Genomic DNA, 24,848 nt, shown 5'->3' with positions numbered 1-24,848 from the left:
AATACATGAAGATATTTACTATTATATGATAGTTATATCCTATTTAAAAGCCGTTAAATTTTTAGCAATTCCATATTGGTGCCGTTAACAAGCGTGAAATCAGCCCCTAAACAAGAGGATTACATGGGAAAGATGGTTTTAACCTCATATTATTTACCATATTTAAAATCAGCCTCAGAGGTGTCATCTGGACTTGGTTATTTATGTATAATGGTGTTTAACTTTTCTCGTTGTACTACTGTCATTCATATTCACCGCATTATTACTGTATGGTAATGGTGATAAGTAGTAAAAGACCCTACCTTTATTCGGTAGGGTCTTCGCATTTTCTCTAATACCTTATACCTTAAATTTCTGAATTAACAGCTGCAGTTCATCAGCCATCACGCTTAAATGAGCAACTGCTGCCGATATTTCCTCACTGGAAGCTTCCTGCTCTTCAAGCGAAGCCGCCACACTTTGCGTATTGTTCGAGGATTCCTGTATGATCTCAGTCATCCGCTCCATCATACTCACCGTTTCGTGTGAATTGGCATGCACTTGTTCTACGATAGCTGAAACCTCTTGAGATTGTGATGAAATCTCACCCACGGTATTGGCAATATCATGGAAAGCGATTCCCGATTGCTGTACTTGATCAAGCCCTTGCTGAACCACTTTTGTTCCTTGGCTCATTGCAAGTACTGCTCTATTCGCGTCAGCTTGAATCTGTTGAATGAGTCCACCAATTTTCTCTGCCGACTGTCCTGACTGATCCGCGAGTTTCCTCACTTCCGAGGCTACTACTGCAAATCCTTGACCATGTTCACCTGCATGTGCTGCTTCTATAGAAGCGTTGAGAGCGAGTAAATGTGTCTGATTCGCAATGTCTGTAATGGCAACGGTAATCTCATCAATCTCCTTCGATTTACCTTCTAACGCGTGAATCACGTTCGAAGCTTCTTCAACGGTTTGTTGAATAAGATTCATCTGCTGAATGCTCTGCGATACAACCTCGGTCCCGAGCTTGGCTCTACCGTTCGCCTCTGCTGAGGAATCCGCCATACTCTGTATAGCTGAAGCAGCTTGATCCATCCCTCTCGATATTTCAAGTACAGCCTCTGTTGAATGTGTAATACTGGACAATTGTTCTTCCGCTCCGACTGCAACTTCATGAACAGCCAGATTAATCAGTCTACTCGCTTCACTCGTTTGTTCTGTACTTGCAGATAGCTGCTGCGAAGAAGATGCAACCAGTAATGAGGCTTCTTTAACCTGCTTGATAACGATACTTAAATCCTTGGACATTTGACTGATCGCCCGCATCAGCATCCCTGTTTCATCTTTACTCTTTATCTCTATGTCTTCTATTGTAAGATCACCGCTCGCTACAACTTGAAGCCTTTGAGCCGAAGTTTGAATCCGCTGAATCATAGGACGAGTAAGAACATAAAATAGCAAGAATGCGATAAGTAGAATAGTCGATCCTTCAATCACGATTCTTACCATCATATCCATCTTTAACTGCTGGATGCGTTCATCTGCATCGGGTGCCCCTACATACCACATACCAATAATCTTTCCACTGGAATCTTTGATAGGCATATAGGCTGCCTGATACGTGTACCCAACGACATTGGCTTGACCTAGGTAAACCTGTCCTTCGTGTAGAACCTTCTGAGCTACTTCATCTGACGCTTTCGTTCCCATAACACGTTTACCATCTACAATAACATTCGTAGTTACCCGTGTATCACCTAGAAATAAAGTCGCCGTATCCCCATTCGTCAATCGACCTATGGCATCAACAATCTCATAATTATTATTAATAAGCGTCTCGCCCTTGAATAATTTATTCTCTTTTACTTGCCAAGCGCCAGGATATTTCGTATCTATAATCTCCATGCCGGTTAACAAGTCAGACTGTGCCTTCTGTAATGCTTCCCCTTCAATAACCGCTGTCATCTTCACACCTTGCTGATAACCCAAAACTACATAGGACCCGACTAAAATGATCATGGTTAGAACAAAAAGACGGGTGCGAATGGACAAGGTTGAGCTCCAATCAAATAAACGTTTCAATGTCGTTCTCCTCTGACGGTTTGATACTTTCATAGACGAGTACCTAAACCGAATATAGTGGATGTTCTATACTATGTAAGCGTTACTCCTCTAATTCTTATATCGGTGTTCTCACGCTTTATATTTAGCAATTAACCCAATATCTAGGTCTATAATATAGGGTTCATCAGCAGGGAAAACCGTTTAAATAATTCTAACTTAATTTATCTATTTTCAAGTCTCTGAATAGGTTTATCCTCTGGGAATCAAACTAAGAAATCAAACACTTGAGACAAAGGATGTATACATATGTGCACTGCATTAACACTAACAAGTAAAGACGGTTTTCATTTTTTCGGCAGGAATATGGATATCGAATATGAATTCAATCAATCCGTCATGGTTGTTCCAAGAAACTTCAACTGGGCTAATAAAGTGAGTGGGGAGTCTAACCAAACGAAATATGCATTAATAGGTATGGGGATGAAAAAGGATAACCATCCACTACTCGCAGACGGCATGAATGAGAAGGGATTAGCTTGTACAGGGCTTAACTTCCTTGGCTTTGCCCATTATGAGGATCAGTGTATATCTGGAAAAGTAAACTTAGGCCCCTACGATGTCATGCTTTGGATCTTATCCAACTTTGAATCTGTTTCTGAGGTTAAATCTGCTATAGAGAATGTGAATCTGGTCAATAAGCCCTTCGCTCCGAATCTTCCTGTTCCAACCCTTCACTGGATGGTTCATGATTCAAATGATGATTCCATTGTTATTGAAATCACGGCTGATCGATTTGCTGTATATGATAATAAAGTTGGCGTGTTAACGAACCAACCTTCATTTGATTGGCATCTTATGAATTTGAATCAATATGTGGCGCTATCCCCTGCGCAACCGGATCATACGACTTGGAACAGGCAGCCATTAGAACCGATCGGTAATGGGCTGGGGCTAAAGGGAATACCCGGTGACTTTTACCCTTCATCCCGGTTTGTTCGATCTGCTTTTCTTAAGAGTCATGCCGCATTTCTTCATACGAAAGAATCTACAATTTCAGAATTTTTTCATATCCTCAACAACGTTGCCCCTATAAGTGGCTCCGTTCTAACCCAAGAGTACAAGCCATTCATTACCGTGTATTCGTCTTGCATGTGTCTGGAAAGCGGCGAGTATTACTACACAACGTACAACAATAGTCAGATCAATGCGATTAACATGTTTCATGAGGATTTAAATGGTCATGAGATCAAAGTGTTTGAATACCTAGATAATCAATCGATTCACTTCCAAAATTAATAAAAACACCTTCAGGTAGAACCCTATCGTATGATAAGGATTCCATCTTGAAGGTGTCACCTTCTATTCCAAGGTTTGCGAGAGGATAATCTGAACCATCGTGCCATAGATGCTATCGGACTGAATCGTTACACCATAGGCAGAACCATAATATAGTTTAATTCGTTCATCCACATTCTTGATCCCGACACCGCCAAGCTTTGTCGTTCTACTAGAAGTGTTCTGCTGCAAGGTGTTAACATCAAATCCCTCACCGTTATCTTGAATGGTGAACACGATGTCCTGTTCTCTTGCCTCAGCACGAATCTCAATTACGCCTTGCCGTTCTAAACCACGGATCCCGTGATATAACGCATTCTCCACAATTGGCTGCAGAAGAATCTTAGGCATCTTCATCTGCAATAAGGAAGGGTCGTAGTCTATGGTGTAGGTAAGTTGTTCGCCATAACGCTCCTTTTGAATAAACAGATACTGCCTTACATGGTCCAGTTCGTTTTCTACTGTTGTGAGCTCATTCCCACCACTAAGAGAGAGACGGAAGAACTGGGCTAATGCTTTCGTAATCTCAATTACCTTTTCACTATCATTAAACTCGGCCATCCATACAATGGTATCGAGTGTATTGTACAAGAAGTGCGGATTAATCTGACTATGAAGTGTACTGATTTCCGAGCGTCGTAAATCCTTTTCCTTATCCGTAATTTCTTGCATCAATTTCTTGATTTTCAGAATCATACTGTTAAAATGCCTTGATAGACTCTGGGCTTCATAACAACCTCGATGGTCAACCGGTATTTCTACGAGCCCCTGCTCAATTTCTTGCATAGCCATCTCTAATTTCCGAAAAGGTGTTGTAATCCGTCCGGTAAAGATAACGACACTTGCGGTCGCAATGACCAGAAATCCCAATCCAACCAGAATAAATATATGAAAGAGCTTGTTTTTGATCGCAGCAAGCTCATCCTGTGACGAGACACCCACATAGATCCAATCGGCATTTTTCATAGAATACGTATGTGTTAATGTACGCTCATGGGCATCATATGCAGCAGGATCACGGGCGATTGTCTGTAAAGCTTGCTGCTTCGTCTCATTTTGAAAATAAGCCGGGTCTTCGTGATACACAACCTCGCCTTTTGCATTTAGTATAAATGAGAACCCCGTATGACCGAGATCTAGATTCGCCAAATAATCCTCTATCACTTTGTATTGAACATCAATCAGAAGAACGCCAATATTTCTCCCCTGCTCATTCTTTATCTCACGACTAAGTGAAATGACCCAATTGTCTTTATCCATGCTAAAGCCTTGCATACGGGCGGAGGTCAGCACGGGCATATTGCCACTATGAATGGCAGATACATACCATGCTTCCTTCATCATATTACCGGACATGCTCATCGAGAGACCTGTCTCATTGGATATAATCTGTCCATCTTTACTCACAATGACAATCGACTCCATGAAGGAATCGGTAGCCATGGTCGTATTAATGGTTGAGAGAATCTTATCTTTCACTTGCGAATCGCGTTCCTTATCCGAAAGATAACCGACCAGTTGCGGGTCCTCTGCAAGCATTCGTGAGACGGCTTTAAGCCGATCAATATAGAGGTCAATGTACATTCCGCTTTGCTCTACTGCATTTTCGGTATTCGTTGTGGCTTCTTTTTGAACAATGGATGTGATGCTCTGATATAAGATCATTCCAATAACGAGCAGTGTCAGAACACTCGCGACAACATAGTGAAGGGCAATTTGAACACGTAATTTTTTCAGCATGTGGAATCGAGATTTACTCATCCTTGCTCTCTCGCTTTTTCGCGGAATTGATTAGGCGATAGCATGAACTTTCGCTTGAAGGAAGCACTCAGATAATTGGGATCTTCGAAACCAACAGCCGCAGCGATCTCATAAATCTTCATATGCGTACTTAGCAGCAAAATTTTGGCACGCTCTAACCGGATTGTGATCATATATTCTTGAAAAGTTTGACCATACAGACGTTTAAACAAGCTGCTTAGATAGGACGTGCTTAGCGCTAGCTGCTTGGCTAAATATGATAATGAGAATTCAACATTCGCAATGTTGTCTTCAATCTCTTGCATAATTTTTGCTTTATAGCCCGTGTCATCGATCGTATCGCTATTCTTTTTTAGATCTTGAACGATGCGTGATACCTCGATATCATTATCTGCCTGTTGCCTTTTGGCAATCAGTTTTTGTAATGTTTGTTGAACGTCTTTTTTGGAAACGGGCTTTAAGACATAGTCGTCAACTCCCGCTTTTAATGCAGTGACTGCGTAATCGAAATAATCGTAACCTGTGATCAGAGCAATTTTCACACTTGGCTTCAAGGCTTTTACGGCACTGGCAAAATCAAGACCGTTCATTTTGGGCATATTAATATCGGCTAAAATCAAATCAGGCTCATGTGCTTTGAAAATATCTAGCGCGGACTCCCCATTTGAAGCTTCAAATACTTCGGAGATCGACAACGCATCGAAATCAACAAATGAGCGAATCCCTCGGATAATAATAGCTTCATCATCCACTAATAATAGCTTGTACATGGCCCTAGATTCTCCTCTTCTCATCATTTCACCCATGTAAGCACAAAGAAAGATGGCTCACACCACCTTTCTAAGGTTACTTAGATCTATTGTACACAAATGTACTTACTTTGTAAGATGCACCAGATATCCATATCCGGCTGCTTCCATATCCGCTTGAGGTATAAAAGTAATTGCAGCGCTATTGATGCAGTAACGCAAGCCTCCCCGATCCACTGGACCATCATTAAATACATGACCTAAGTGGCTATCTCCCACGCGGCTTCTTACTTCTGTACGAACCATATTATAACTTGTATCTTCATATTCAAGCACAACGGCTGGATCAATTGGTTTTGTGAAACTTGGCCAGCCACACATGGAATCATACTTATCAGCAGAGGAGAATAACGGCTCGCCTGTGACGACATCCACATAAATGCCTGGCTCATAATTATCCCAGTATTCATTGGAATATGCCCGTTCTGTTCCTTTACCTTGTGTAACTTCATACTGTTCTTTCGTTAATTTCGCTTTAATTTCTTCATCACTCGGTTTAGGGTAAAGCGCCGGATCTATAAGCGAGGGTATCTCTTGATTCTCCAATGAGTCGAATTCTACGTGACAATATCCATTTGGATTCTTCTCCAAGTAATCTTGGTGGTACTCTTCTGCAAGCGTGAAATTCTTTAACGGCTCCACTTCGGTAACAATCGGATCGTCGTAGCGCTCTTGTTCTTTGGCTATTACTCGGTCAATAATTGCTCGATCGGCTTCGTTCGTATAATAAATGCCAGTGCGGTATTGCTTACCACGGTCATTTCCTTGCTGATTCAGCAGCGTGGGGTCAATAATTTTAAAATAATAGGTCAGCAGTTTCTCCAAATCCACTCGATCGGGATCATACTTCACATGTACGGTCTCGGCATGTCCCGTATTCTCACGCACTACTTGTTCATAGGTTGGGTTCTCCGTGTTGCCATTTGCATAACCCGATGTTACATCATAGACACCATATACTCGTGACATATATGCCTCTACACCCCAAAAACAACCACCAGCCAGCCATATTTCTTGTAGATTATCCTCATCAAATGTTAATCCTTCGTTCGGATTATCCGGATATTTAGAATCTGCCTTGGCCGTTTCGGCTGAGCCATTCGAGCTATTCGTGGCTTTGACCATTCCACAACCTGCAAGCACGATAACTAGCGTTAGCATGACAAACCATCCTACCTTTTTCACAAAAGCCACAGCCTTTCTTTACTGAATGGTTTTAAATTTTTCTATGATTTGCTCATTCCCAACATGACCCGGAAGCGTCTGAATGAGTTTACCGCTAGAATCGATATACGCCGAAGTCGGATACCCTCTGACCTGAAACTGCTCCGCAACTTTGCCTCCTTCATCTAGCAATACTGTTAAATCTGGCGCTTCTTCCACACCGCTAAACCACTTTTTAAAAGCGGCTGTATCTTTTTCATTCTTATAACCGGGGGCAACGACTGATAGAACGACAAAGTCCTGTTCTTCTTTAGCAAGTGTATTCACTTCCTCTAGACCAGCTAAGCAGATGGAACACCATGAGGCCCAGAACTTCACATATACTTTTTGCCCGGCATAATCCTTTAAGCTATGTGTTTTACCATTCAAATCCGTCAGCGTGAAATTCGGTGCGCTTTGTTGACTTGCGGTCCCCTTGTCTTGTGATGCCGAATTACCTGATGAACAGGCTGCCAGTGCCATGACACTAAACAGTGCGATCGCAATAAGCATAATCCTTCTCATACTTCTCTCTCCTTCTTACTGTGGAATTAGCGTAGTGAACCAGTTCAGATTATTCGTCATTAGAAATATCCCCATAATAATAATGATGACACCACCAGCCACCTTTAATCTTCCCATGTATTGTTGTAGTTTCTTCGTCTTTCGTAACAGAATATCTGAGAAGAGTGCCATACCTAAGAATGGAATAAGTAAACCCAGTGCATAAATGAACATCAAAAACGCCCCATAGGATGCTTGACCCTCACTTGCGGATAAACCTAATACCGCACCTAGAATCGGCCCAATACAAGGTGTCCAGCCGATGCTAAAGGTAAATCCAAGCAAGTATGTGCCGAGTAAATCGCGCTTGCTGCTACGGCTCATCTGTACTTTTTTCTCACGATTTAAAAAAGGAATGTTGAACAAACCAACTTGGTAGAGTCCAAGGAAGATAACCACGACACCGCAGGCCATGATGAACCAGCTCGCATTGATCACAGAACCTAGAAATCCAGCGCCGAATCCAAGGAGTACAAAACTCGTGGATAAACCTGTTACAAAAATAATCGTTTTTATGATGAGATGAACATTCAATGACCGCTTCGCTGTGGTGCGCTGAGGGCTTACAGATGAAGCCTGCTCATTGGTTGATAATATCGATATATATACAGGCAGTAACGGCAGGATACAAGGTGAGAAAAATGATAGCACACCTGCAAGGAATACCGAACTAAGTAATAGCTGTTCCGTGACCATTCAATGGCACCTCCTTTGGCGTTTATATCTGTATCATACGCGTTTTGAACATGACGCAACATAGAATGAGTTTTCGTAAATCTTTGAAATGATCTTGTGTTTTGTTGTTACAAATAGAAAAAACACCTTCGCACGGAAATGACTAGGCATAGCTGCCTGTCATTCAGCGGAAGGTGCTTCTATTTATTGTTCTATACTGGGATTAAATCATAAGCCAGCTTCATGATAATATCCTTATGTTGAGGATACTTAGCTAACAATTCTTCTTGCGTAAACAATTCAAAATCCTGAAATTCAAAACCAGGTGAAACCATACACCCTACCAGAGAGAAGGTATCTTCCTCTTTAACGGATGAGCCAAAAATGGAGTTTTTCGGAACGAGCACTTGAGGAACCTCGCCATTCTCCAAGTCGATTCCTAGTTTATACTCTGTATAAACACCTTCTTCATCGATTACATGAACTGATAAGGGACTTCCCGCGTGATAATACCATAGCTCGTCCGATTTCAAACGATGCAAATGAGAGATGTCATTGGAGCCTAGTAGAAAGTAGATGCTTGTGTACAGCTTTCTTGTGCCTTCGAATTGGACCGATAATTCTTGATCTGATGTTCTTTCATCAGACTCAAACGTTCTCTTGTAATACCCACCCTCTGGATGAGGAAGAAGTCCAAGTTTAGATACGTAGTACTCTGCATTATGCTTGTTCATCGGTGCATACCTCCAAGTGTGTCTGTATTATGTGTGCAATTACCAAACAAATAACCCTACAACCATTGCAGTTAAGCTAGATACAAGAAGTCCACTCACGAGCAATAACCAAGTGTACTTGGCAATGAACTTCGATTTTTGATCTCCAAACAATGCTTGCATACTTCCTAGAATAATACCAATGGTCGTAAAATTACAGAACGAGACTAGGAATGTTGAAATAACCGCTTCCGTATGCGGATTTAAGTTAGCGAGCATTTCACTGAGACTGGTCATCGCAACGAACTCATTCAGAACAATCTTCTCACCCATCAATTGACCTACAGATAAGATTTGCGAGAAATCAACACCCATTAAGAAGCTGATTGGTGCAAAGACAAATCCGAAGATGCTTTGCAGTGTGAGATGGTCATTAAACAATCCTAGGAATGTATTCACAGCCGTAATCAGGGAGACAAAACCAATAAGCATAACCGCAATAATTAAGGCTAGGTTACCACCTGTCATCATACTTTTTGAGATCATATCGAAGAAATTACCCTTTTCCGACTTCGGTTGAGAATAGATAATATCCTCTTCCTTACTTACACGATATGGATTAATAATAGAGGTGATGATCAGCGCACCGATTGCGTTCAATGGAATAGCCGTCAACACATACTTCGGATCTAACAGCTGCAGATATCCACCGAGCATCCCTGCGCTAACACAAGACATACTAATCATGGCGATGGTTAGTAGCCGTTTGTCATCCATTTTGTTTAATTGGTTCCGTGTAACTGCGAGGGCCTCATTGTTACCAAGAAACATCACTTGTATGGAGTAAAAGCTCTCAAAACGAGGTGTTCTCGTAATTTTTGAAAATACCCAACCAATCGCATTAATAACCACTGGCAAAATGCCAAAGTACGTCAATATATCAAAGAATACCACAACAAAAATGATAGGCATCAATACATTCATAAAGAATGTAAACGTAGAACCATCCAGAGGTGCGAACTCACCAAACACGAAATTCACGCCAGACATTGCGCTATTGATTAGCCATAAGAAAAACTCCGATATCCACGTAATCACATTTGAACCAATATCGGTGGATAACATGAACCATGTTGTAGCTAATTGCAGAATCAATAAGATTCCGATTGGTTTTAGCGCCACTTGCTTCTTGTTGAACGACAAAAGATAGCTAACACCGAGTAGGACAATAATGCCGATAAGATTGATCAAAAAATACATGTAGTTTTGCTCCTTCTGTATGTTCTAAGGTGTATGAAGCATTAAAAATGACACTCTCGTCCGATTCCATTAGCAAACGACCAGTAAAAAACCCAGAAATAGTATTCACTTCGCTGAGTGAACAATATTCCTGGGCCACAAATAAACCAGACTCCTAGTTAGGGTACATAGGAGTCTGAAACACCGATATATCGCTACTCATAGTCGAAGCCTTTATGGGGTCCGGTAGAAACTCGCAGGCCATATCCCTGCAATTATATGAGAGAAACTATTCTTTTTTAATCTTCGGTTGAAAGTATAGCAGAATATTTGCAATTTTAAAATGGTAAAGACCTTCCATACATCACTTTCTATGAACTACAGCAGCAGTAAATACAATGTTCAAGTCATCTCCTACATGGGATGCATCAGCGAGTGTAATCGTCATTGGAATAATCTCATCAGCAGGTACGGTAAACGGACCCATGTCTGTACCGGACAAATCAGCACCATTTACCGTGTGTTCTGTTTCACCCACAGATACTTTGTATGTACGACTTGGGTCAGCCTCAACATCCAGTTGAACGGAAACTTGACCTGCTTCCTTCACAGCAAGGTAACTCGTTAAACGAACCTGAGTTTTCTTCATCGTAAAATAGTGTCCTTTATCAGCATAGCCATGGCCTATGTAAAGATCGCCCGACTCTACCTTCCACACTCCATTATTCTCATGAATGGTATTCTTCGGAATGACATAGAGATCTCCCTCAAAATTCACTCGAATAACCGGTAATACTTCGTCTAAAGCTTGTTCTGGAAGATCAATAATGAATTGATTTCCTTCGGTTGTATAAGAGAGAGGAGCTACTGCGCCGTCTTCGATTACTTCGGTTACGTCACTAGCCAATCCGGTTAATATTAGCTTTCCATCTGCCGGCCAATTCGTTACGCATAAGTATAAACTTTCCGGGCCTGCAAGCACTTCTCCCCAAGCATGCTGATCAAAACGGGTAGCAGAAAGATCGCCTGCAAAGGCCGGATGTCGCTGAATCCAGCTCCCCATTCCACGCAGCACTTCGGCTTCAAATTCCACGATCGAGCCATCTCCGCGTGGTCCGATATTTAGAAGATAGTTGCCACCTCTAGCACGAATGCTCACTAGACTATGTACAAGTTCTTTGATCTTACCTTCCAAGTCTTCGCGTTCCTGCCAGCTGCGGTAACCCCAAGTCGAATGATAGATCGAAGCAGGCGTTTGCCAAGCGCCATCAAGTGGAACCGAAGGAATTTCGTTATCCCCCAAAGTACGGAAATCACCGTTGTTATTCCAAATACGGCTATTAATCATCGCCTCTGGTTGAAGTTCACGAACAAGACCTGCAATCTTTTCACTTTGCTCAAGCGTTGGAGCAGACATATCGAACCAAACCTCTGCAATTGAACCATAATTCGTTAATAGTTCGCGAAGCTGTCCCTCAATAATCGGTTCCATCGATTCAGGAATGGAATTACAGTTGTTCTCATCAAACTCATGACCTTGATGCCAGTCAACAAGGGAGAAATAGATGCCAAACTTCAATCCATGGTTGCGGCATTCTTCTGCTAATAGCGCTATTGGATCTTTGCCATATGGCGTTTTCTTCACGATATTATAATCCGTTGTTGCTGTGTTGAACATCGAGAATCCGTCATGATGCTTCGTCGTGATGACAATATATTTCATACCAGCATCTTTGGCGAGCCGGCAAATTTCAGCCGCATCAAACCGCTCAGCCGTAAATTCTGCTGCAACCTTTAAATAGTCCTCTTCCGAGATATTAGCCCACATCTGGATTTGCTCATTATAGCCTTTGGTTACTGGCTCTCCGTTCCATACCCCACCGATTTCAGAATAAAGACCCCAGTGAATAAACATGCCATATCGAAGACGCTGCCATTCAGCAGTACGCTGATTCTCATGTAACGCAACAACACCTGGAATCGCTTTCAAATTTCCTGTCTTATTAGCCATTTATGAATCCTCCTGTAGATGTAATTATTCTGCTTCCTATCGTCTTTAACATATACCATATTCGTGAACTAGTACAAAAAACCTTTTTTCACTGGGACTTACTCGACCAAAATACCTGACAAGTTAAAGGAGCCCGTCGCCGAAAATGAATCGGTGACGGGCCAATGATTAATCTTATCCCAGATATCGATGATACAGGCTCTTCGCCTGTGCAATATCACTTGTACCGTGCACTAATACACGCCCGTCTCTAAAGAATACCAACCGATGCTTTCCGGCGCTGTAGGAAACGAGAAAGGGATTGGACTCAACCAGTCCCCCTTGGGTGGACAGTAAAGAGGCCAATTGCTCTAAATCCCGCTCCATCTGTTGAGGAGGCCGAATTTGTACGGTATCCCTTCCACATAATACCGCCGTCTTAGATAGGTGCTGCTGAGACAAGTAGGGGTGAACTGCATCCTTCCCACATGAAGGGCAATCCTCTTTCTTTAACCGATTCACTCGAATAGACGCATGCTGGTTGGTCCATACATCGAATGAAACAAGCTCACTACGCAGTGCGTCATGATCGCCTGTGAGCCATTTGATTGCTTCCGCTGTCTGATAAGCTACAACCATATGAACGGCCGGGGCAATAATACCTGCCGTATCACAAGTGGCTCCGCCAAGAGGGACTTTATTTAATAGGCAGTTGAAACATGGCGTCTTTCCGGGAACAACCATATAACTCAAGCCATAACTCCCTACACACGCCCCATAGATCCATGGGATATTGTATTTCTGTGAAATATCGTTAATGACGAGGCGTGTTTCAAAATTGTCGGTTGCATCTATAATTAAATCGACACCAGATACAAGCTGCTTCAATTCGTTAGCTGTAACATCCATAACATACGAACGTATATCGACCTCTGAGTTTATATCCAATAATCGCTGCCGCGCCGCTACAGCTTTAGGTAATCTATTTGTGGCATCGGCTTCAGCATAGAGCTGCTGACGCTGAAGATTACTATATTCTACATAATCTCTATCTACGATCGTCATCGTGCCTACGCCTGCTCGGACAAGAATCTCAGCATTGCCTGTACCGAGTGCGCCTGCACCAATGACCAGCACATGTCCATTCATGAGCTTACGCTGTCCTTCTTCGCCAATCTTCTTGAACAGCAATTGTCTTGAATAACGTTCTTGATCCATGCTTACCCTCTCTTCTTAGCTAGAACTCAGCCCCCACCGACAAAATGTACGAGCTCGATCTTGTCTCCATCTTGAACTATCGTAATCTCATACGCTTCCTTCTCTACAATCTGCTCGTTCTGCTCAACGATCACAAGCTTGGGGTTAAGCTGATAATGCACAAGTAGATCGGAAACGGTATGTATGTCTTCGGTAAGTACTGCTGTTTTACCATTTACCTGAATCATTTTTGTAAAGACCTCCCTTCCAGATAAGATTGAATGGCAAGTAGAGGGTCACGTGCCTCTGTAATTCCAGTCATCACGGCAAATCCGCTAGCACCGGTTGCTGTTATAGCGGCCACATGTTCTGGCTTGATGCCACCAATCGCAATGACTGGGACAGTTAGAGCATCAACGATACGAGTTAGCTCCTTAAGTCCTCTTGGCTTCAGATCAGGCTTAGATCCGGTAGCAAAAATATGTCCATACAAGATATAATCTGCTCCTTCCTCACAAGCCCGCCTGGCTTCCTCTAGAGAATGTGCAGAGCGTCCAACTTTCAACGCGGGGAACTTCTTCTTCACCTCACGAGGTAATAAGCTATGGTAAGCCAACTGCACACCACATGCCCCGGATACATGGGCAACGTCGACGCGATCATTGATGATGATCTTAGATAACGGTACCCCTTGATCTGTTAGATGATGAATTCCACTCATAAGTTCTTTGGCTGTGCGTGACTTTTCACGCAGATGGATATAACGGACGTATGGTTCTACTTTGCTTGCTATACAAGCAAACTGATCCAAAGCTTGCCTTCCACTTGATATCAAATGAATTTCCACTGAATAAGCTCCCCGCTATACCATTTGCCAATCTTTAATGACAGGCTGATACCCTTTTTCCCTGAGCAGAGTCTTAATATCTGCTACAGATCGTTCATCTGAGATTTCAAATTGGCTCTGGGCGGGTTCCTCTGCACTCGGATTGTAATAACCACCGACAACCGTGCTGGAGGCAGCGGACATTTTAGTAACCCCGAGTGGGATAAGATGATCCCGCAATCTAGGCTCCTCCCTCGTGGAAATTGTAATACCGGCTCTCGGCAGATACAGGCGAAGAGCCAGCATAGCTTGCACGAGATTTCGGTCCGTGACGATGACACTTGGCTGATACTCCCCGGCATGAGGGCGCATCCGTGGAAAGGATACGGAGATTTCAGTCCCTAAGTATTTATTTTGTAGATAGGCTGCATGAAGCCCTGTGATGAAGCTTTCTTTTCGCCAATCGCTTAGCCCGAGTAGCGCTCCGATATTAACTGCTCGCATCCCTGCCTGGCATCCTCTCTCCGGTGCATCCAGGCGATAACGATAGTTGCGTTTCGGTCCTTTAACATGTATATCCTTATAGGTCTCTTCGTCATAAACCTCTTGATATACAGTGAGACCGTCAATTCCTGCATTCACGAGTTCCTGATAATCCGGCACATCCAGCGGCTGAATTTCAATCGCAATAGAAGCAAAATGATGCTTTAATACATCCACACAGTCCTTCAAATATTGTACTGAAGAATGAATGCGAGATTCCCCTGTTAACAGAATGATCTGCTTTATTCCTTTAGCCTTTATTGCCCTAGCTTCTTGCTCCACCTCCAGCATCGTCAGCTTACGCCTTGGGAACTCGTTATCTATGCTGAAGCTGCAATACTTACAAGTATTCACACAGTAATCGCTCAAATAAAGAGGCTGATATAATTGAATGATTCGGCCAAAATGCTGTACGGTTCGCTCATGTGCTTGTTGTGCCATGATTTCTATATAAGGTTCTGCCGCAGGAGACAATAACGTCAAATAATCCTCATTGGTTAGCCGATCCTTCCCTAAGACTCTCTCTACATCCTTGTTACTTACAGCCTGCGTGAGACGCTCGAACGGCCACTCTTTGACTTGGGTGTATATATCATAAAAGCTCATTTCATCTCTCCCTCTTAGTCCAAAAATCCAGTTAGAATGGACGAGGCCTCTGCTCTGCCACTCAACATCCGCCCAAGTCCTGCCAAGTACCCCATGCGCCCAGACTTCACGGCCAAGTCAAAAGCTTGCGCCATACCAACTGGATCTTTCGCTGTAGCTATCGCCGTATTGACCAATACCGCATCTGCTCCCATCTCCATTGCCTCCGCTGCCTCGGATGGCTTACCGATCCCTGCATCCACGATAATAGGAACAGAAATCTCATCTATTAGAATCTGGATCATCTCTTTCATTCGGATGCCTCGGTTTGTGCCAATTGGCGCTCCGAGCGGCATTACAGCAGCAGCACCTGCATTCACCAAGGCTTTAGCTGCCATGAGGTCAGGGCTCATGTAAGGAAGAACAACGAAGCCTTCTTTAGCTAGCACCTCCGTTGCTTTAATCGTCTCCGCATTATCCGGAAGCAAGTATTTCTGATCCGAGATAACCTCAATCTTAATCCAATTGCTCATCCCGCATGCTCTTGCTAATCTTGCAATACGTATAGCCTCATCCGCCGTTCTTGCCCCTGAAGTATTGGGCATTAACTGTACATTGTCAGGAATGTCATTCAGAATGTTCTCCTCGGAACCGTCCAGATCAACTCTTCTTACAGCAACGGTAACGACCTGTGTCCCAGAAGCCGTAATGGCTGCGTTCATCTCTTTGTGGTCTGCATATTTCCCCGTTCCTACCAATAGTCGGTTGGTCAGCTTTACGCCGCCAATCTCAAGTATATCCTTCATTGTTCTCCTCCTAGTTCGTGTGTGATCAATGATTACGCCCTTCTATTCCCTCATTAATTGAACACAAAAAAGACCTCCTTATGTCATATAAGGAAGTCACTAGGGGTAGATGAATAGAGCCCGGTTCTAATGGAGGAACGGTTAAATACATAAAGAACCGTTCCAGCACAGAACGGTTCTGAATTCATGAACACACAAAGATTGAATTCGTTACCACTTTCCTACGCTGGCATGACCCAGATCAGGTGCAAAGGGACCAAAGCGAAATCGCTTTATCTCAGCCTATAACAGGCGCCCCTAGTGGACTTCCAAGTAAGCAATGCGTGAATGTAACACATAGAGCTTACTCTTTATGAAATTAGGGTAATGGTAACATTACCCTTTTGTGACGTCAACCATGTGTTTCATACTGAACATCGATGATTCATTTTAGATTTTGAATTTTTCAATTAAATTGTGCAGCTCTTCTGACATATTAGATAACGATGATGCAGAAGATGTAATTTCCTCCATAGAAGCCAGTTGCTCCTGCGTCGATGCCGCTAAGTTCTGTGATTCTGCTGCAACGGTTTTGGAGCCCTCTGATATGAACCCAATCGCATCTACGACTTGTTCCGTATTCATAGAGATCTGCTGTGAAGCGGTCGATATCTCCTGAATCTGATTAGAGACCTCATCGATATCATTTTTTATGAACTCGAATAGTTGACCCGCTGAATGTGCGACTTGAATTCCATCGCTAACTTCCCTCACTCCAGCTTCCGTCTTCTCTACCAGTTGGAATGTACGCTGATTAATTGTTGTGACCAACTCTGCAATCTGCCCAGCCGACTGGGAAGATTGTTCCGCTAACTTTCGAACCTCTCCTGCAACCACTGCAAAACCTCGTCCTTGTTCCCCTGCTCTGGCAGCTTCTATAGCCGCATTTAGTGATAGCAGATTCGTTTGAGCTGAGATTTCTGTTATTACATCAACAATCATTTCAATTTCTTTCGATTGCTCCTGCATCTCTGTTACAGCATTAGCTAAATGATGCATCGTGTTTTGTATCGAATCCATCTGGCTAACGGTTGACTGGATAGACTGATTACCCTCTAAAGCTTTTTGAGCCGTTGCTATCGTAAGAGATGATGTCATTTGTGCATTTGAAGCAATTTGCTGTACGCCAGAGGACATTTCGTGAATAGCCTGGAGACTATCATCTACATTTCGAGATTGCATCTCCGCATTTGTGGATACTTCTTGAATCGTCATCGATATCGCTTCGGATGCCTTGCTGGATTGCTCTGAACTTGCGGTAAGCTCCTCGGAGGAAGATGCTACATGCTCCGAACTAATACGAATCTTGTGCACTAATCTCTGGAGATTATCTTTCATCTGATTAAATGAATGGGCCAATACTCCGATTTCATCTTTATTCTTCAACTTGATATCTTCAACTGTTAAGTTACCTAACGCAATTTCCTCTACCGCTTTTGCTATAGTTACTATCGGTTTGGATAACATTCGTGAACAAATATAACCGAACAATACAGCAAATACAAAAGCAAAAATACTAACTACAGCCACATTGGTAACGGCATGATTGACAAGCTGTGTACTTTCCTCACTTGCTTCCTTCATCGCATTTAACTGTTCGTTTGCCAGATTCTCAGCCATCGGGTCAAGTTCTATACCGCGTGGAAATACTTCTGCAATAAAATAATCCAAGATCTGATCAGATGATTTCTTCGATTGAATCATTTGTATCAATTCATCATATTTTTCTTTAAACTCTTGGTTTCCTTGATCAAGTTCTTGCAAGCTCTTTTTAAATTGGGCCGATTGGCTTAATGGGATTGTTTCCTGAATTAACTGACTTGCATCCGCATAAGCCTTCTCTAATTTAACTAAAAAAGATTCGTCACTTGTAATGATATATGCTCGAATCAAACTATTTTCCTTTGAAATATTTACTTGTGTATTTAATACATTCGATAAAATGATAGTTCGTCTATCGACAACATCGGTATACAGGGTATCTATTTTCTTTAGATACACAGAAGCTATAGAACCTGTAACCCCTAACAAAAGAGCAATAATGAGGAAAGAGCCGATTAGCTTCCTTCCAATCGTCATTTTGAATTTAAGCTTGTTCTGGATAGTAGATCTCATGTTGCACACCTCGTTTTCAAATTGTTCTATCCTCATGATGCAAAAAAGCCCCTCACTCTTCAGTAGAAGAGGGGGTTACAACGATTTGTATTTCTTTTCACTTACCTTTAAAGCACATTAATTTATATAATATCGGCATTTCATATGAAATAATGAATAGCTATTTTGCGGAAGATAACGCGAAAAGGCACCCGTAACTTGGATGCCTTTCTAATTTAAATAAAGATATCATGTGATTTTACTTTACTAGTTTCCATACGTCTGCTTTATTAGGAAGCTCATTATATGTCCACCATTTCGCTTCATAGGTCGCACCATTAAAGTGTACCTTATCTCCACCCACATAGGCTTTCTTAGCATCCCATTCTGGATAAAGAGTTTCGTTATCACCCGCTCCTCCGTCTTCGGTTGCGGTCTTCACATGAAAAGGAGTTGACGCTTCTGATTTAACGCCAGCACCATCAACAGCTACAACGGTAAACACATAGGATGTGCCCGAGGATAACCCCGTTACCTCATAAGCAGTTAATGTCGACATGCCTAGCAGAACATTATTGAGGTAGATTTCATATTGCGTTGCACCCAGTGAAGCTGTCCACATGAGTGACACGCTTGTCGATGTGGTTTTCATGGAATGAACACTTGTAGGAGCTGCAAGTCCAGCACCAGCACCAGCATCACCAATTAACTTCCATACTTGTGCTTTGCCAGGCGTTTCATTCTGTGTCCACCACTTCGCTTCATAGGTGGCACCGTTAAATTGTACTTTGGCTCCACCCAGATACACCTTAGAAGCGTCCCATGCCGGGTATGTGTTAGTATCGTCCCCACCATTACCTGCGGCAGATGTTGCAATCGTTACAGCTGGAGAAGCTTGAGATTTATCTCCTGCATTATCAACTGCTCTTACGGTATACACATAGGATGTATTCACAGTAAGACCATTGTCTACATAAGTATTCGTTGATGAAGTTCCAACGAGTACCCCATCACGGTAAATTTCATATTTTGCGATTCCGGTTGGAGCTGTAGAAGCCGTCCATTTTAGCGTTATCGTTGTTTCTGTTTTGTTCACGGAGCTCACATTCGCAGGTACGGTTGGACCTTGCGCTGCGCCATTACTCACGATATTAGCATCGATAACCTGATAGAAAGCATTAGGAGTATCAGCAATGTCCCATACGCCAAGGATAAGCTGATATCCTGTACGATCCGCAGGAATATTACATTGATGTGAAGTCGAAGGGTTCGGCTTCGCCCCTTTGTCATCAAATGAGCAGAACAACTCTATATCGTCCCGTCCGATCGGTTTGGTAGGGTCCCAATTTGCTTTTGTAATGTAATATTTCCAGTTGTCCGTTGCATGTGCAGCTGTTAGTTTCCAAGTAAATGTGTTAAGACCCGTCTGTAGGGTTACTTTCTTCCAGCGATCTGGTGTTTGTTCATAAAGCTCTTTAAAAATACCACCACCGGTAATCTCTCCATCTGCAGGTCCTGTAGTCGGAAAGTTACCAATGGCTTCAATACTTTGTGGTTCATATTGAACAGCGCCACAATTCGTATTTTCACCTTGCTTACACATATAAGCACGGCTTGCGGGTGACTCAATATAACCATGAGCGGAAGCACTGTCTGCAAATAAAGTGAAGAATAACAGTCCTAGTAAAAAAGTTGAACAGCCTAGCAGAAGTTTTGTTACCTTGGAGGGTAAGCTAAGAGTAAAATGTGGGTTAATCATGATCCGTCTCCCTATTCCATAATTTTCATACCTTTGTATCATATTACCCACATTTAAGATTACTGAGTATAGGCTAGAAGTAGTCTTTGAAAATTATGTAGAATAGTGTCGACATTATATCATAATCCAATCATGATATTAGATCTTTCCGCCTATGAATTTATTCTATTTTATAAGTTATTGAGCCTATCACAGCATCCTGACCAAGGTCATTGGATATAAAACCCCTTCTATATGAACGAGGCAATTAGAACCAGTAAAAGTCTTGAAAACAAACCTCTTTGAATGAATTGATCATTTTAGCCTATCCGATTTCTTTGAGATGCAGGGTCCTTTGGGGCTGAATCGATTAGGCATAAATACCTTAAACAAACCAGAAAAATTAGGCTAGATCATTTAGAATCGGCTGAAGCACTTGTTGAATCGAAATGCGCTCCTGTTGCTTCCACCCATCTTCAGATCGTTCCACCCATATTTCTTCATGATTTAAAAATTCATTTATCGTCATAAGGGGATTCATATCCTCAAGCGTTGTGCAGTGGATACGCGCATGGTTCACGAAGCGAAAAAGAACCGCATTTTCAAATAAATATTCCTCAATGTCAGGCTCTATATCTTCGTGTAGTAATGTCTGAATGATAAGTCCTATTCCATCGTAAAGATCTTTAGAGATCGTCTCTTCGTATAGTGCTATGGCAAGTTCCCCTTTGATAGCACACATATAGGCTAAGTACTCGCTCGGAACCGTACTTTCACAGCCCTTGGTCAGCAGCCATTTCTTTATTTCAGGTGTTCTAGCTTCAAGCTGTTCAACGGCAGCAATTTTACCCCAGCCATGGACGGACTGAGCAAGCTTCCATATCTCATGATTCGCTTCCTTCGTTCCATCATCTAGCGCGAATACAACATATGAAGTGAATTCCTCATGCATACCTAGTGTAAAGAGCAAATCCTTATATTCCTCACAATGGGTACAACCAAGCACTGTGATTGCGAACTTCACAACCTCTCGATGTGCTGCATGCTCTAGTAGCCATAATGCTTCTTGCTGAACGAGTTCTTCATTCCACTCGGCTTGTTGAAAGAGTTCTATAAATCGATCACGATAGGTAGCTATGTTATCAAAAATTATTTCGTCGTACGTTGCCTTTCTCGTTTTGTCTTTCGGATTGCTGAGTTGCTTTCTAAACAATTTTAGTAGTTTTTTTGCGAATAAGGGAGTTGGTACGTCATCGATTATGCGATCAAATAATCCCGCATCCATTCGGGGTTGATTCTCATCATAGAAGTACTCATCATCTGGTAAACGGTCATCTACTATTTTGTTGTGTGTCTGAACTTGCTGCTGAATGGCAGAGACAATTTTTTCTCTATGGGCCCAAGGAAGAAAATCAAGTTTAAGAGACTCATTCAGCACTGTATTTTGGCCGATTTTTACAATACAATTAAACTTTATGTATCCTCCAAGTTTGACGGACACTTTATGTTTCGTGCCATCTCCCAGTTCAAGAATACCTGACATTTTAGAGTAAGGTATGAAGTGAGAGAGCAAAGATTTTCGCTTATTGCTATCAACCGTAATACCATCAATGATAAGAGCCTCTTCACGTAACTGATGTACAACCTCAATAACGTGCCCTTTATAATCTATCTTCCAGGTTTTATTGGCTTCTTTTTCTACATCTTTTACCGCGTTGCGCGCTGCACGTTTTAATTCATCTTTAAAACCCATAATGTCCTTCTTTCATAATTGAATTGGTTTTGTTCTTTACGATAATACCATGAATTAATTGCTCTACATGTGTGTTCTTTTATATGACGAAATGATCAAGAATAGACGAAAAGGCACCTTTATGGGGTGCCTTTTCTTATGAACTCATATTCTACTTTTCAACTTTGAATCGATGAACAAGTCCATTTAGCGTCTCAACCATACCATTTAACTCTTCAGCTGCTGAAGCCACCATTCGCAACTGCTTCTGCTGATCCTCCATGGTCAAAGCGACCTCTTCCGAAAGCGCACTACTCTCTTCGGATACCGACGTCATGCTCTCTAACTTCTCTTGTACTTGATACACATGTTCTCCAATGCTGGAAATGTGCGCCCCATTATCATGCATAACTCCTGTCATCACATCTACAGAAGAAGAAATCGCCTGGAATGCATTGCTGACACGCGATACCGTTATCGCCTGCTCGGATGTACTCTCCTTAACAGCGGTCATCGCATCTACACTCCTGCTTACGTCCGATTCAAGCTCAGATACAAGTAGCAAAATATCATCTGCCGCTGCATTCGACTGTTCGGATAACTTTCGAATTTCAGAGGCGACCACCGCAAATCCCCTGCCTGCATCACCTGCACGGGAAGCTTCAATGCTAGCATTGAGAGCTAGCAGGTTCGTTTGCCCTGCAATTGCACTGATCGTTGTTAAGATCTGATTAATCCCCACTGCTTTACGTTGAAGCTCTGTAGTGGCAGACTCAATCTCTTCCGCAGCGCTTAAGTTCCCCCGATTGGCGTACTCTAGCTTCTCAATCGTGGTCATTCCTTCCTTGTTATCCTTCTGTATGAGATCAATTGTATCTAATACATGCCGTGTCGCCAGTTGAAGTTGCTTATATTTCTCCTTCATTTCAGTCGAAATATTGGCACAATCCTCAATCGACATTGCTTGCTCATTGTTGCCACTTGCAATCTCTTCAACGGATGTGGCTGCTTCGTTTATCGACATCTTTACTCCATCCGATACCGAGAACAGCATTCCTGAAGCTTCACGGATCTGATTGGACACATCAATGATATTTTTGCTCAGCCCAGACAAATCACGGACCATCTTATTAAAGTTATCTCCGATCTCCCTAAACTCGTCCCTGCTCTCAATGGAAGTCTGTACGGTCAAATCACCGTCACTAACCTTCTTCATGTCAGCAATGAGGAGATGAATGGGCTTCGTCATTCGTCCGCTCAGCAGTAAGGCAATAAGCACGGACAATATGAGCGCCCCAACAACTAACCATACAATGTCGGTTGCCAGCGAGTTTACATCTGCATAAATCTCCGATCTGGGAGAAACAACGAGCAGTGATTGTCCGTTGGATAGTATTTTATGTGATACGAGCATGTCATCTTCACCAAACGACGTATTCGTAACGCCAGTATCATTCTCCTGTATGGTTTTAAACAGCGAAGGATTCAGCTCGGATAAAGAATCAGACTGCTTGTACTCAGGATGAATCAAGAACTGACCTGTCCCGTTTATTAAAGCTCCATAACTATTCTCAAAAGGTTTAATCGATTGCACCAGATTTTTTATTCGGTCAAAATTGACATCCATCCCTACGACGCCAACAGGCTCACCATCTTTAAATAGCGGGACCACATAGCTAATCATATCGGTTTGTATGTTCTCATTGCGGTAAGGATCAAGCCAGGTGGCTTTACCCGCCTTGATCGGTATGTAATACCAACCTACATGCTCCAGATCGCTTGATTCATACTGACTAAAATCTGTCGGAACCAACTGCTCGATTGTGCCATCCCCATCCGTATCTGCATGAAAAACCCCGGATGTCGGATCCGTATAGGTGGGATTAAATCGAACATAAAATGCCATAGCACCATTCGTGTCTTCTGCAAATGCCTTCGCGATCGGTCTGATTCTTTCCTGATACTCTTTAACGTAATCAGGATTCTTTTGAAAAGCATTCACATCGTCTAATAGCGCCAGTATCGATACGCTTAAACCATTCACCGATGCTTCAATCTGATTGATCGTAACGTTGAGCTCATTCGCCTTACTCTCTGCCAATAAGCTCATATTCCTGTTCGAGTAGTCCTTGAGCATGTCAATGCTCCGATATATACTGACTGACCCTACGCCCACTCCCGCTACGATGGAACATAACATAATTGCTGCCATAATTTTGAGCTTAATACCCTTCATCTGTCTAACTCTCCCTGTTGTCCAAGATCCATCGCTTGGCTTATTTTACCACGGGGTGAGTAGCTGGGAAATAAAAAAGTAGTGGTGTAGATTAGTGCTTTTACTTTTGAGAATCAAGGATAAACATGGAGGCATCTTGTCCCATAAAAATCTTATGACCTGAATAAAACGTTTTGGATTGAATATTCGTATACCCTATTTTCGTCATCAGGTCCGTTAGCTCTTCTTGATTGAATCCGTTATGAACGATATCCGACACAACTTTCTCATTTTTATCAAAATCGACGATTAATAAATGCCCGCCTTCATTGAGAACATTCAATAATCTGGATAACACCAATTCAACATCAGCAATATGGAGTAGAACCTGAGCCATAAAAATATAGTCAGCACGTACATCAGGCAAATCTTCCTGTTCCATATCAAAGCACAATGTATCAGCATTCTGAATATTAGATTCAGAGATTTTCTGCTGTATTTGATTAATCATGTTTGGTGATGTATCCACAAACAGGATAGAATCAAAATCGCTTACCAAGTTCATTCCGACAAGACCCGTTCCACACCCAAAATCAATAGCCTTCTTATGGTTAGCTTCAATTAAGTATTCACGAATCGCATCTGAGGATACCTTCGCAATATGAGTTCTTTCCGAATTGTCATAGGTACTCGCTATCATTTCAAACTTATCTGTATTTCCCATGGTTAACTCTCCGATCT

Annotated in this window: 20 protein-coding genes and 2 riboswitches; of the genes, 1 reads left to right on the top strand and 19 read right to left on the bottom strand. The window is 42.4% G+C overall.

The features are described from left to right. Positions 1-339: 339 nt before the first annotated feature. A complete protein-coding gene (locus tag AC3WJJ_RS19260) occupies positions 340-2,061 on the bottom strand; it encodes a methyl-accepting chemotaxis protein (RefSeq protein WP_492543255.1) in 1,722 nt (573 codons plus the stop codon). A gap of 288 nt (positions 2,062-2,349) precedes the next feature. On the opposite strand from AC3WJJ_RS19260, the gene bsh reads away from it, so the two are divergent. Then, positions 2,350-3,339 carry a choloylglycine hydrolase gene (gene bsh, locus AC3WJJ_RS19255; RefSeq protein WP_492543253.1) on the top strand — a complete coding sequence of 330 codons (990 nt, stop codon included), beginning with the start codon at positions 2,350-2,352 and terminating at the stop codon, positions 3,337-3,339. 63 nt (positions 3,340-3,402) lie between these two features. On the opposite strand, the gene AC3WJJ_RS19250 is transcribed toward bsh, so the two are convergent. From AC3WJJ_RS19250 to AC3WJJ_RS19165, 18 genes are all read right to left on the bottom strand, one after another. Next, the gene (locus AC3WJJ_RS19250; protein WP_492543251.1) at positions 3,403-5,118 is read right to left on the bottom strand and encodes a sensor histidine kinase; all 1,716 of its coding nucleotides are present in this window, start codon (positions 5,116-5,118) and stop codon (positions 3,403-3,405) included. A 17-nt stretch (positions 5,119-5,135) separates the two neighbouring features. Further along, positions 5,136-5,909: a response regulator transcription factor gene (locus AC3WJJ_RS19245; RefSeq protein WP_422658883.1), complete on the bottom strand. Its 774-nt coding sequence runs from the start codon at positions 5,907-5,909 to the stop codon at positions 5,136-5,138. 105 nt (positions 5,910-6,014) lie between these two features. Next, positions 6,015-7,109, bottom strand: coding sequence for a bifunctional peptide-methionine (S)-S-oxide reductase MsrA/peptide-methionine (R)-S-oxide reductase MsrB (gene msrAB, locus AC3WJJ_RS19240; RefSeq protein ID WP_422658884.1), 1,095 nt, complete (start codon positions 7,107-7,109; stop codon positions 6,015-6,017). Between the two features lie 42 nt (positions 7,110-7,151). Beyond that, entirely contained in the window at positions 7,152-7,676 is a 525-nt protein-coding gene (locus AC3WJJ_RS19235) for a redoxin family protein (RefSeq protein WP_492543248.1), read from the bottom strand. A gap of 15 nt (positions 7,677-7,691) precedes the next feature. Then, positions 7,692-8,411 carry a cytochrome c biogenesis CcdA family protein gene (locus AC3WJJ_RS19230; protein ID WP_492543246.1) on the bottom strand — a complete coding sequence of 240 codons (720 nt, stop codon included), beginning with the start codon at positions 8,409-8,411 and terminating at the stop codon, positions 7,692-7,694. 191 nt (positions 8,412-8,602) lie between these two features. Further along, complete coding sequence (locus AC3WJJ_RS19225) at positions 8,603-9,124, bottom strand: cupin domain-containing protein (protein WP_492543244.1); 522 nt, start codon at positions 9,122-9,124, stop codon at positions 8,603-8,605. Positions 9,125-9,163: 39 nt separating this feature from the next. Further along, positions 9,164-10,363, bottom strand: a complete 1,200-nt coding sequence (locus AC3WJJ_RS19220; RefSeq protein WP_492543243.1) for a NupC/NupG family nucleoside CNT transporter — start codon at positions 10,361-10,363, stop codon at positions 9,164-9,166. 181 nt (positions 10,364-10,544) lie between these two features. Beyond that, positions 10,545-10,645, bottom strand: a riboswitch (purine riboswitch). Positions 10,646-10,706: 61 nt separating this feature from the next. Then, the gene (locus AC3WJJ_RS19215) at positions 10,707-12,353 is read right to left on the bottom strand and encodes an alpha-L-fucosidase (RefSeq protein ID WP_492543241.1); all 1,647 of its coding nucleotides are present in this window, start codon (positions 12,351-12,353) and stop codon (positions 10,707-10,709) included. A 174-nt stretch (positions 12,354-12,527) separates the two neighbouring features. Next, positions 12,528-13,550, bottom strand: coding sequence for a thiazole biosynthesis adenylyltransferase ThiF (locus tag AC3WJJ_RS19210; protein WP_492543239.1), 1,023 nt, complete (start codon positions 13,548-13,550; stop codon positions 12,528-12,530). A gap of 26 nt (positions 13,551-13,576) precedes the next feature. Beyond that, positions 13,577-13,777, bottom strand: coding sequence for a sulfur carrier protein ThiS (gene thiS, locus AC3WJJ_RS19205; RefSeq protein WP_492543237.1), 201 nt, complete (start codon positions 13,775-13,777; stop codon positions 13,577-13,579). Further along, positions 13,774-14,376: a thiamine phosphate synthase gene (locus tag AC3WJJ_RS19200; RefSeq protein WP_492543235.1), complete on the bottom strand. Its 603-nt coding sequence runs from the start codon at positions 14,374-14,376 to the stop codon at positions 13,774-13,776. The genes thiS and AC3WJJ_RS19200 overlap by 4 nt, the downstream gene beginning before the upstream one ends. A gap of 15 nt (positions 14,377-14,391) precedes the next feature. Beyond that, positions 14,392-15,504, bottom strand: coding sequence for a 2-iminoacetate synthase ThiH (thiH, locus tag AC3WJJ_RS19195; RefSeq protein ID WP_492543233.1), 1,113 nt, complete (start codon positions 15,502-15,504; stop codon positions 14,392-14,394). Between the two features lie 14 nt (positions 15,505-15,518). Further along, positions 15,519-16,289 (bottom strand): thiazole synthase, encoded by a 771-nt coding sequence (locus AC3WJJ_RS19190; protein ID WP_492543231.1) that lies wholly within the window; start codon positions 16,287-16,289, stop codon positions 15,519-15,521. A gap of 201 nt (positions 16,290-16,490) precedes the next feature. Beyond that, a riboswitch (TPP riboswitch) is annotated at positions 16,491-16,598 on the bottom strand. 120 nt (positions 16,599-16,718) lie between these two features. Continuing rightward, complete coding sequence (locus AC3WJJ_RS19185; RefSeq protein WP_492543229.1) at positions 16,719-18,443, bottom strand: methyl-accepting chemotaxis protein; 1,725 nt, start codon at positions 18,441-18,443, stop codon at positions 16,719-16,721. 238 nt (positions 18,444-18,681) lie between these two features. Further along, positions 18,682-20,181 (bottom strand): lytic polysaccharide monooxygenase, encoded by a 1,500-nt coding sequence (locus AC3WJJ_RS19180; protein ID WP_492543227.1) that lies wholly within the window; start codon positions 20,179-20,181, stop codon positions 18,682-18,684. A 382-nt stretch (positions 20,182-20,563) separates the two neighbouring features. Continuing rightward, complete coding sequence (locus tag AC3WJJ_RS19175; protein WP_492543225.1) at positions 20,564-21,913, bottom strand: hypothetical protein; 1,350 nt, start codon at positions 21,911-21,913, stop codon at positions 20,564-20,566. A gap of 151 nt (positions 21,914-22,064) precedes the next feature. Next, positions 22,065-24,128 (bottom strand): methyl-accepting chemotaxis protein, encoded by a 2,064-nt coding sequence (locus tag AC3WJJ_RS19170; RefSeq protein WP_492543223.1) that lies wholly within the window; start codon positions 24,126-24,128, stop codon positions 22,065-22,067. Positions 24,129-24,228: 100 nt separating this feature from the next. Next, on the bottom strand, positions 24,229-24,831 hold the full coding sequence (locus tag AC3WJJ_RS19165) for a class I SAM-dependent methyltransferase (protein WP_492543221.1): 603 nt from the start codon (positions 24,829-24,831) through the stop codon (positions 24,229-24,231). Between the last annotated feature and the right edge of the window lie 17 nt (positions 24,832-24,848).

This window comes from Paenibacillus sp. FW507-14B1B, assembly GCF_058781425.1.
This window is presented reverse-complemented; position numbering and strand designations above follow the sequence as displayed.

Excerpts from the sequence above, each read along its gene's own strand:
- bsh (WP_492543253.1), top strand. The coding sequence starts at position 2,350 with ATGTGCACTGCATTAACACTAACAAGTAAAGACGGTTTTCATTTTTTC.
- AC3WJJ_RS19250 (WP_492543251.1), bottom strand. The coding sequence starts at position 5,118 with ATGCTGAAAAAATTACGTGTTCAAATTGCCCTTCACTATGTTGTCGCG.
- AC3WJJ_RS19245 (WP_422658883.1), bottom strand. The coding sequence starts at position 5,909 with ATGTACAAGCTATTATTAGTGGATGATGAAGCTATTATTATCCGAGGG.
- msrAB (WP_422658884.1), bottom strand. The coding sequence starts at position 7,109 with ATGCTAACGCTAGTTATCGTGCTTGCAGGTTGTGGAATGGTCAAAGCC.
- AC3WJJ_RS19235 (WP_492543248.1), bottom strand. The coding sequence starts at position 7,676 with ATGAGAAGGATTATGCTTATTGCGATCGCACTGTTTAGTGTCATGGCA.
- AC3WJJ_RS19230 (WP_492543246.1), bottom strand. The coding sequence starts at position 8,411 with ATGGTCACGGAACAGCTATTACTTAGTTCGGTATTCCTTGCAGGTGTG.
- AC3WJJ_RS19225 (WP_492543244.1), bottom strand. The coding sequence starts at position 9,124 with ATGAACAAGCATAATGCAGAGTACTACGTATCTAAACTTGGACTTCTT.
- AC3WJJ_RS19220 (WP_492543243.1), bottom strand. The coding sequence starts at position 10,363 with ATGTATTTTTTGATCAATCTTATCGGCATTATTGTCCTACTCGGTGTT.
- AC3WJJ_RS19215 (WP_492543241.1), bottom strand. The coding sequence starts at position 12,353 with ATGGCTAATAAGACAGGAAATTTGAAAGCGATTCCAGGTGTTGTTGCG.
- AC3WJJ_RS19210 (WP_492543239.1), bottom strand. The coding sequence starts at position 13,550 with ATGGATCAAGAACGTTATTCAAGACAATTGCTGTTCAAGAAGATTGGC.
- thiS (WP_492543237.1), bottom strand. The coding sequence starts at position 13,777 with ATGATTCAGGTAAATGGTAAAACAGCAGTACTTACCGAAGACATACAT.
- thiH (WP_492543233.1), bottom strand. The coding sequence starts at position 15,504 with ATGAGCTTTTATGATATATACACCCAAGTCAAAGAGTGGCCGTTCGAG.
- AC3WJJ_RS19190 (WP_492543231.1), bottom strand. The coding sequence starts at position 16,289 with ATGAAGGATATACTTGAGATTGGCGGCGTAAAGCTGACCAACCGACTA.
- AC3WJJ_RS19185 (WP_492543229.1), bottom strand. The coding sequence starts at position 18,443 with ATGAGATCTACTATCCAGAACAAGCTTAAATTCAAAATGACGATTGGA.
- AC3WJJ_RS19180 (WP_492543227.1), bottom strand. The coding sequence starts at position 20,181 with ATGATTAACCCACATTTTACTCTTAGCTTACCCTCCAAGGTAACAAAA.
- AC3WJJ_RS19175 (WP_492543225.1), bottom strand. The coding sequence starts at position 21,913 with ATGGGTTTTAAAGATGAATTAAAACGTGCAGCGCGCAACGCGGTAAAA.
- AC3WJJ_RS19170 (WP_492543223.1), bottom strand. The coding sequence starts at position 24,128 with ATGAAGGGTATTAAGCTCAAAATTATGGCAGCAATTATGTTATGTTCC.
- AC3WJJ_RS19165 (WP_492543221.1), bottom strand. The coding sequence starts at position 24,831 with ATGGGAAATACAGATAAGTTTGAAATGATAGCGAGTACCTATGACAAT.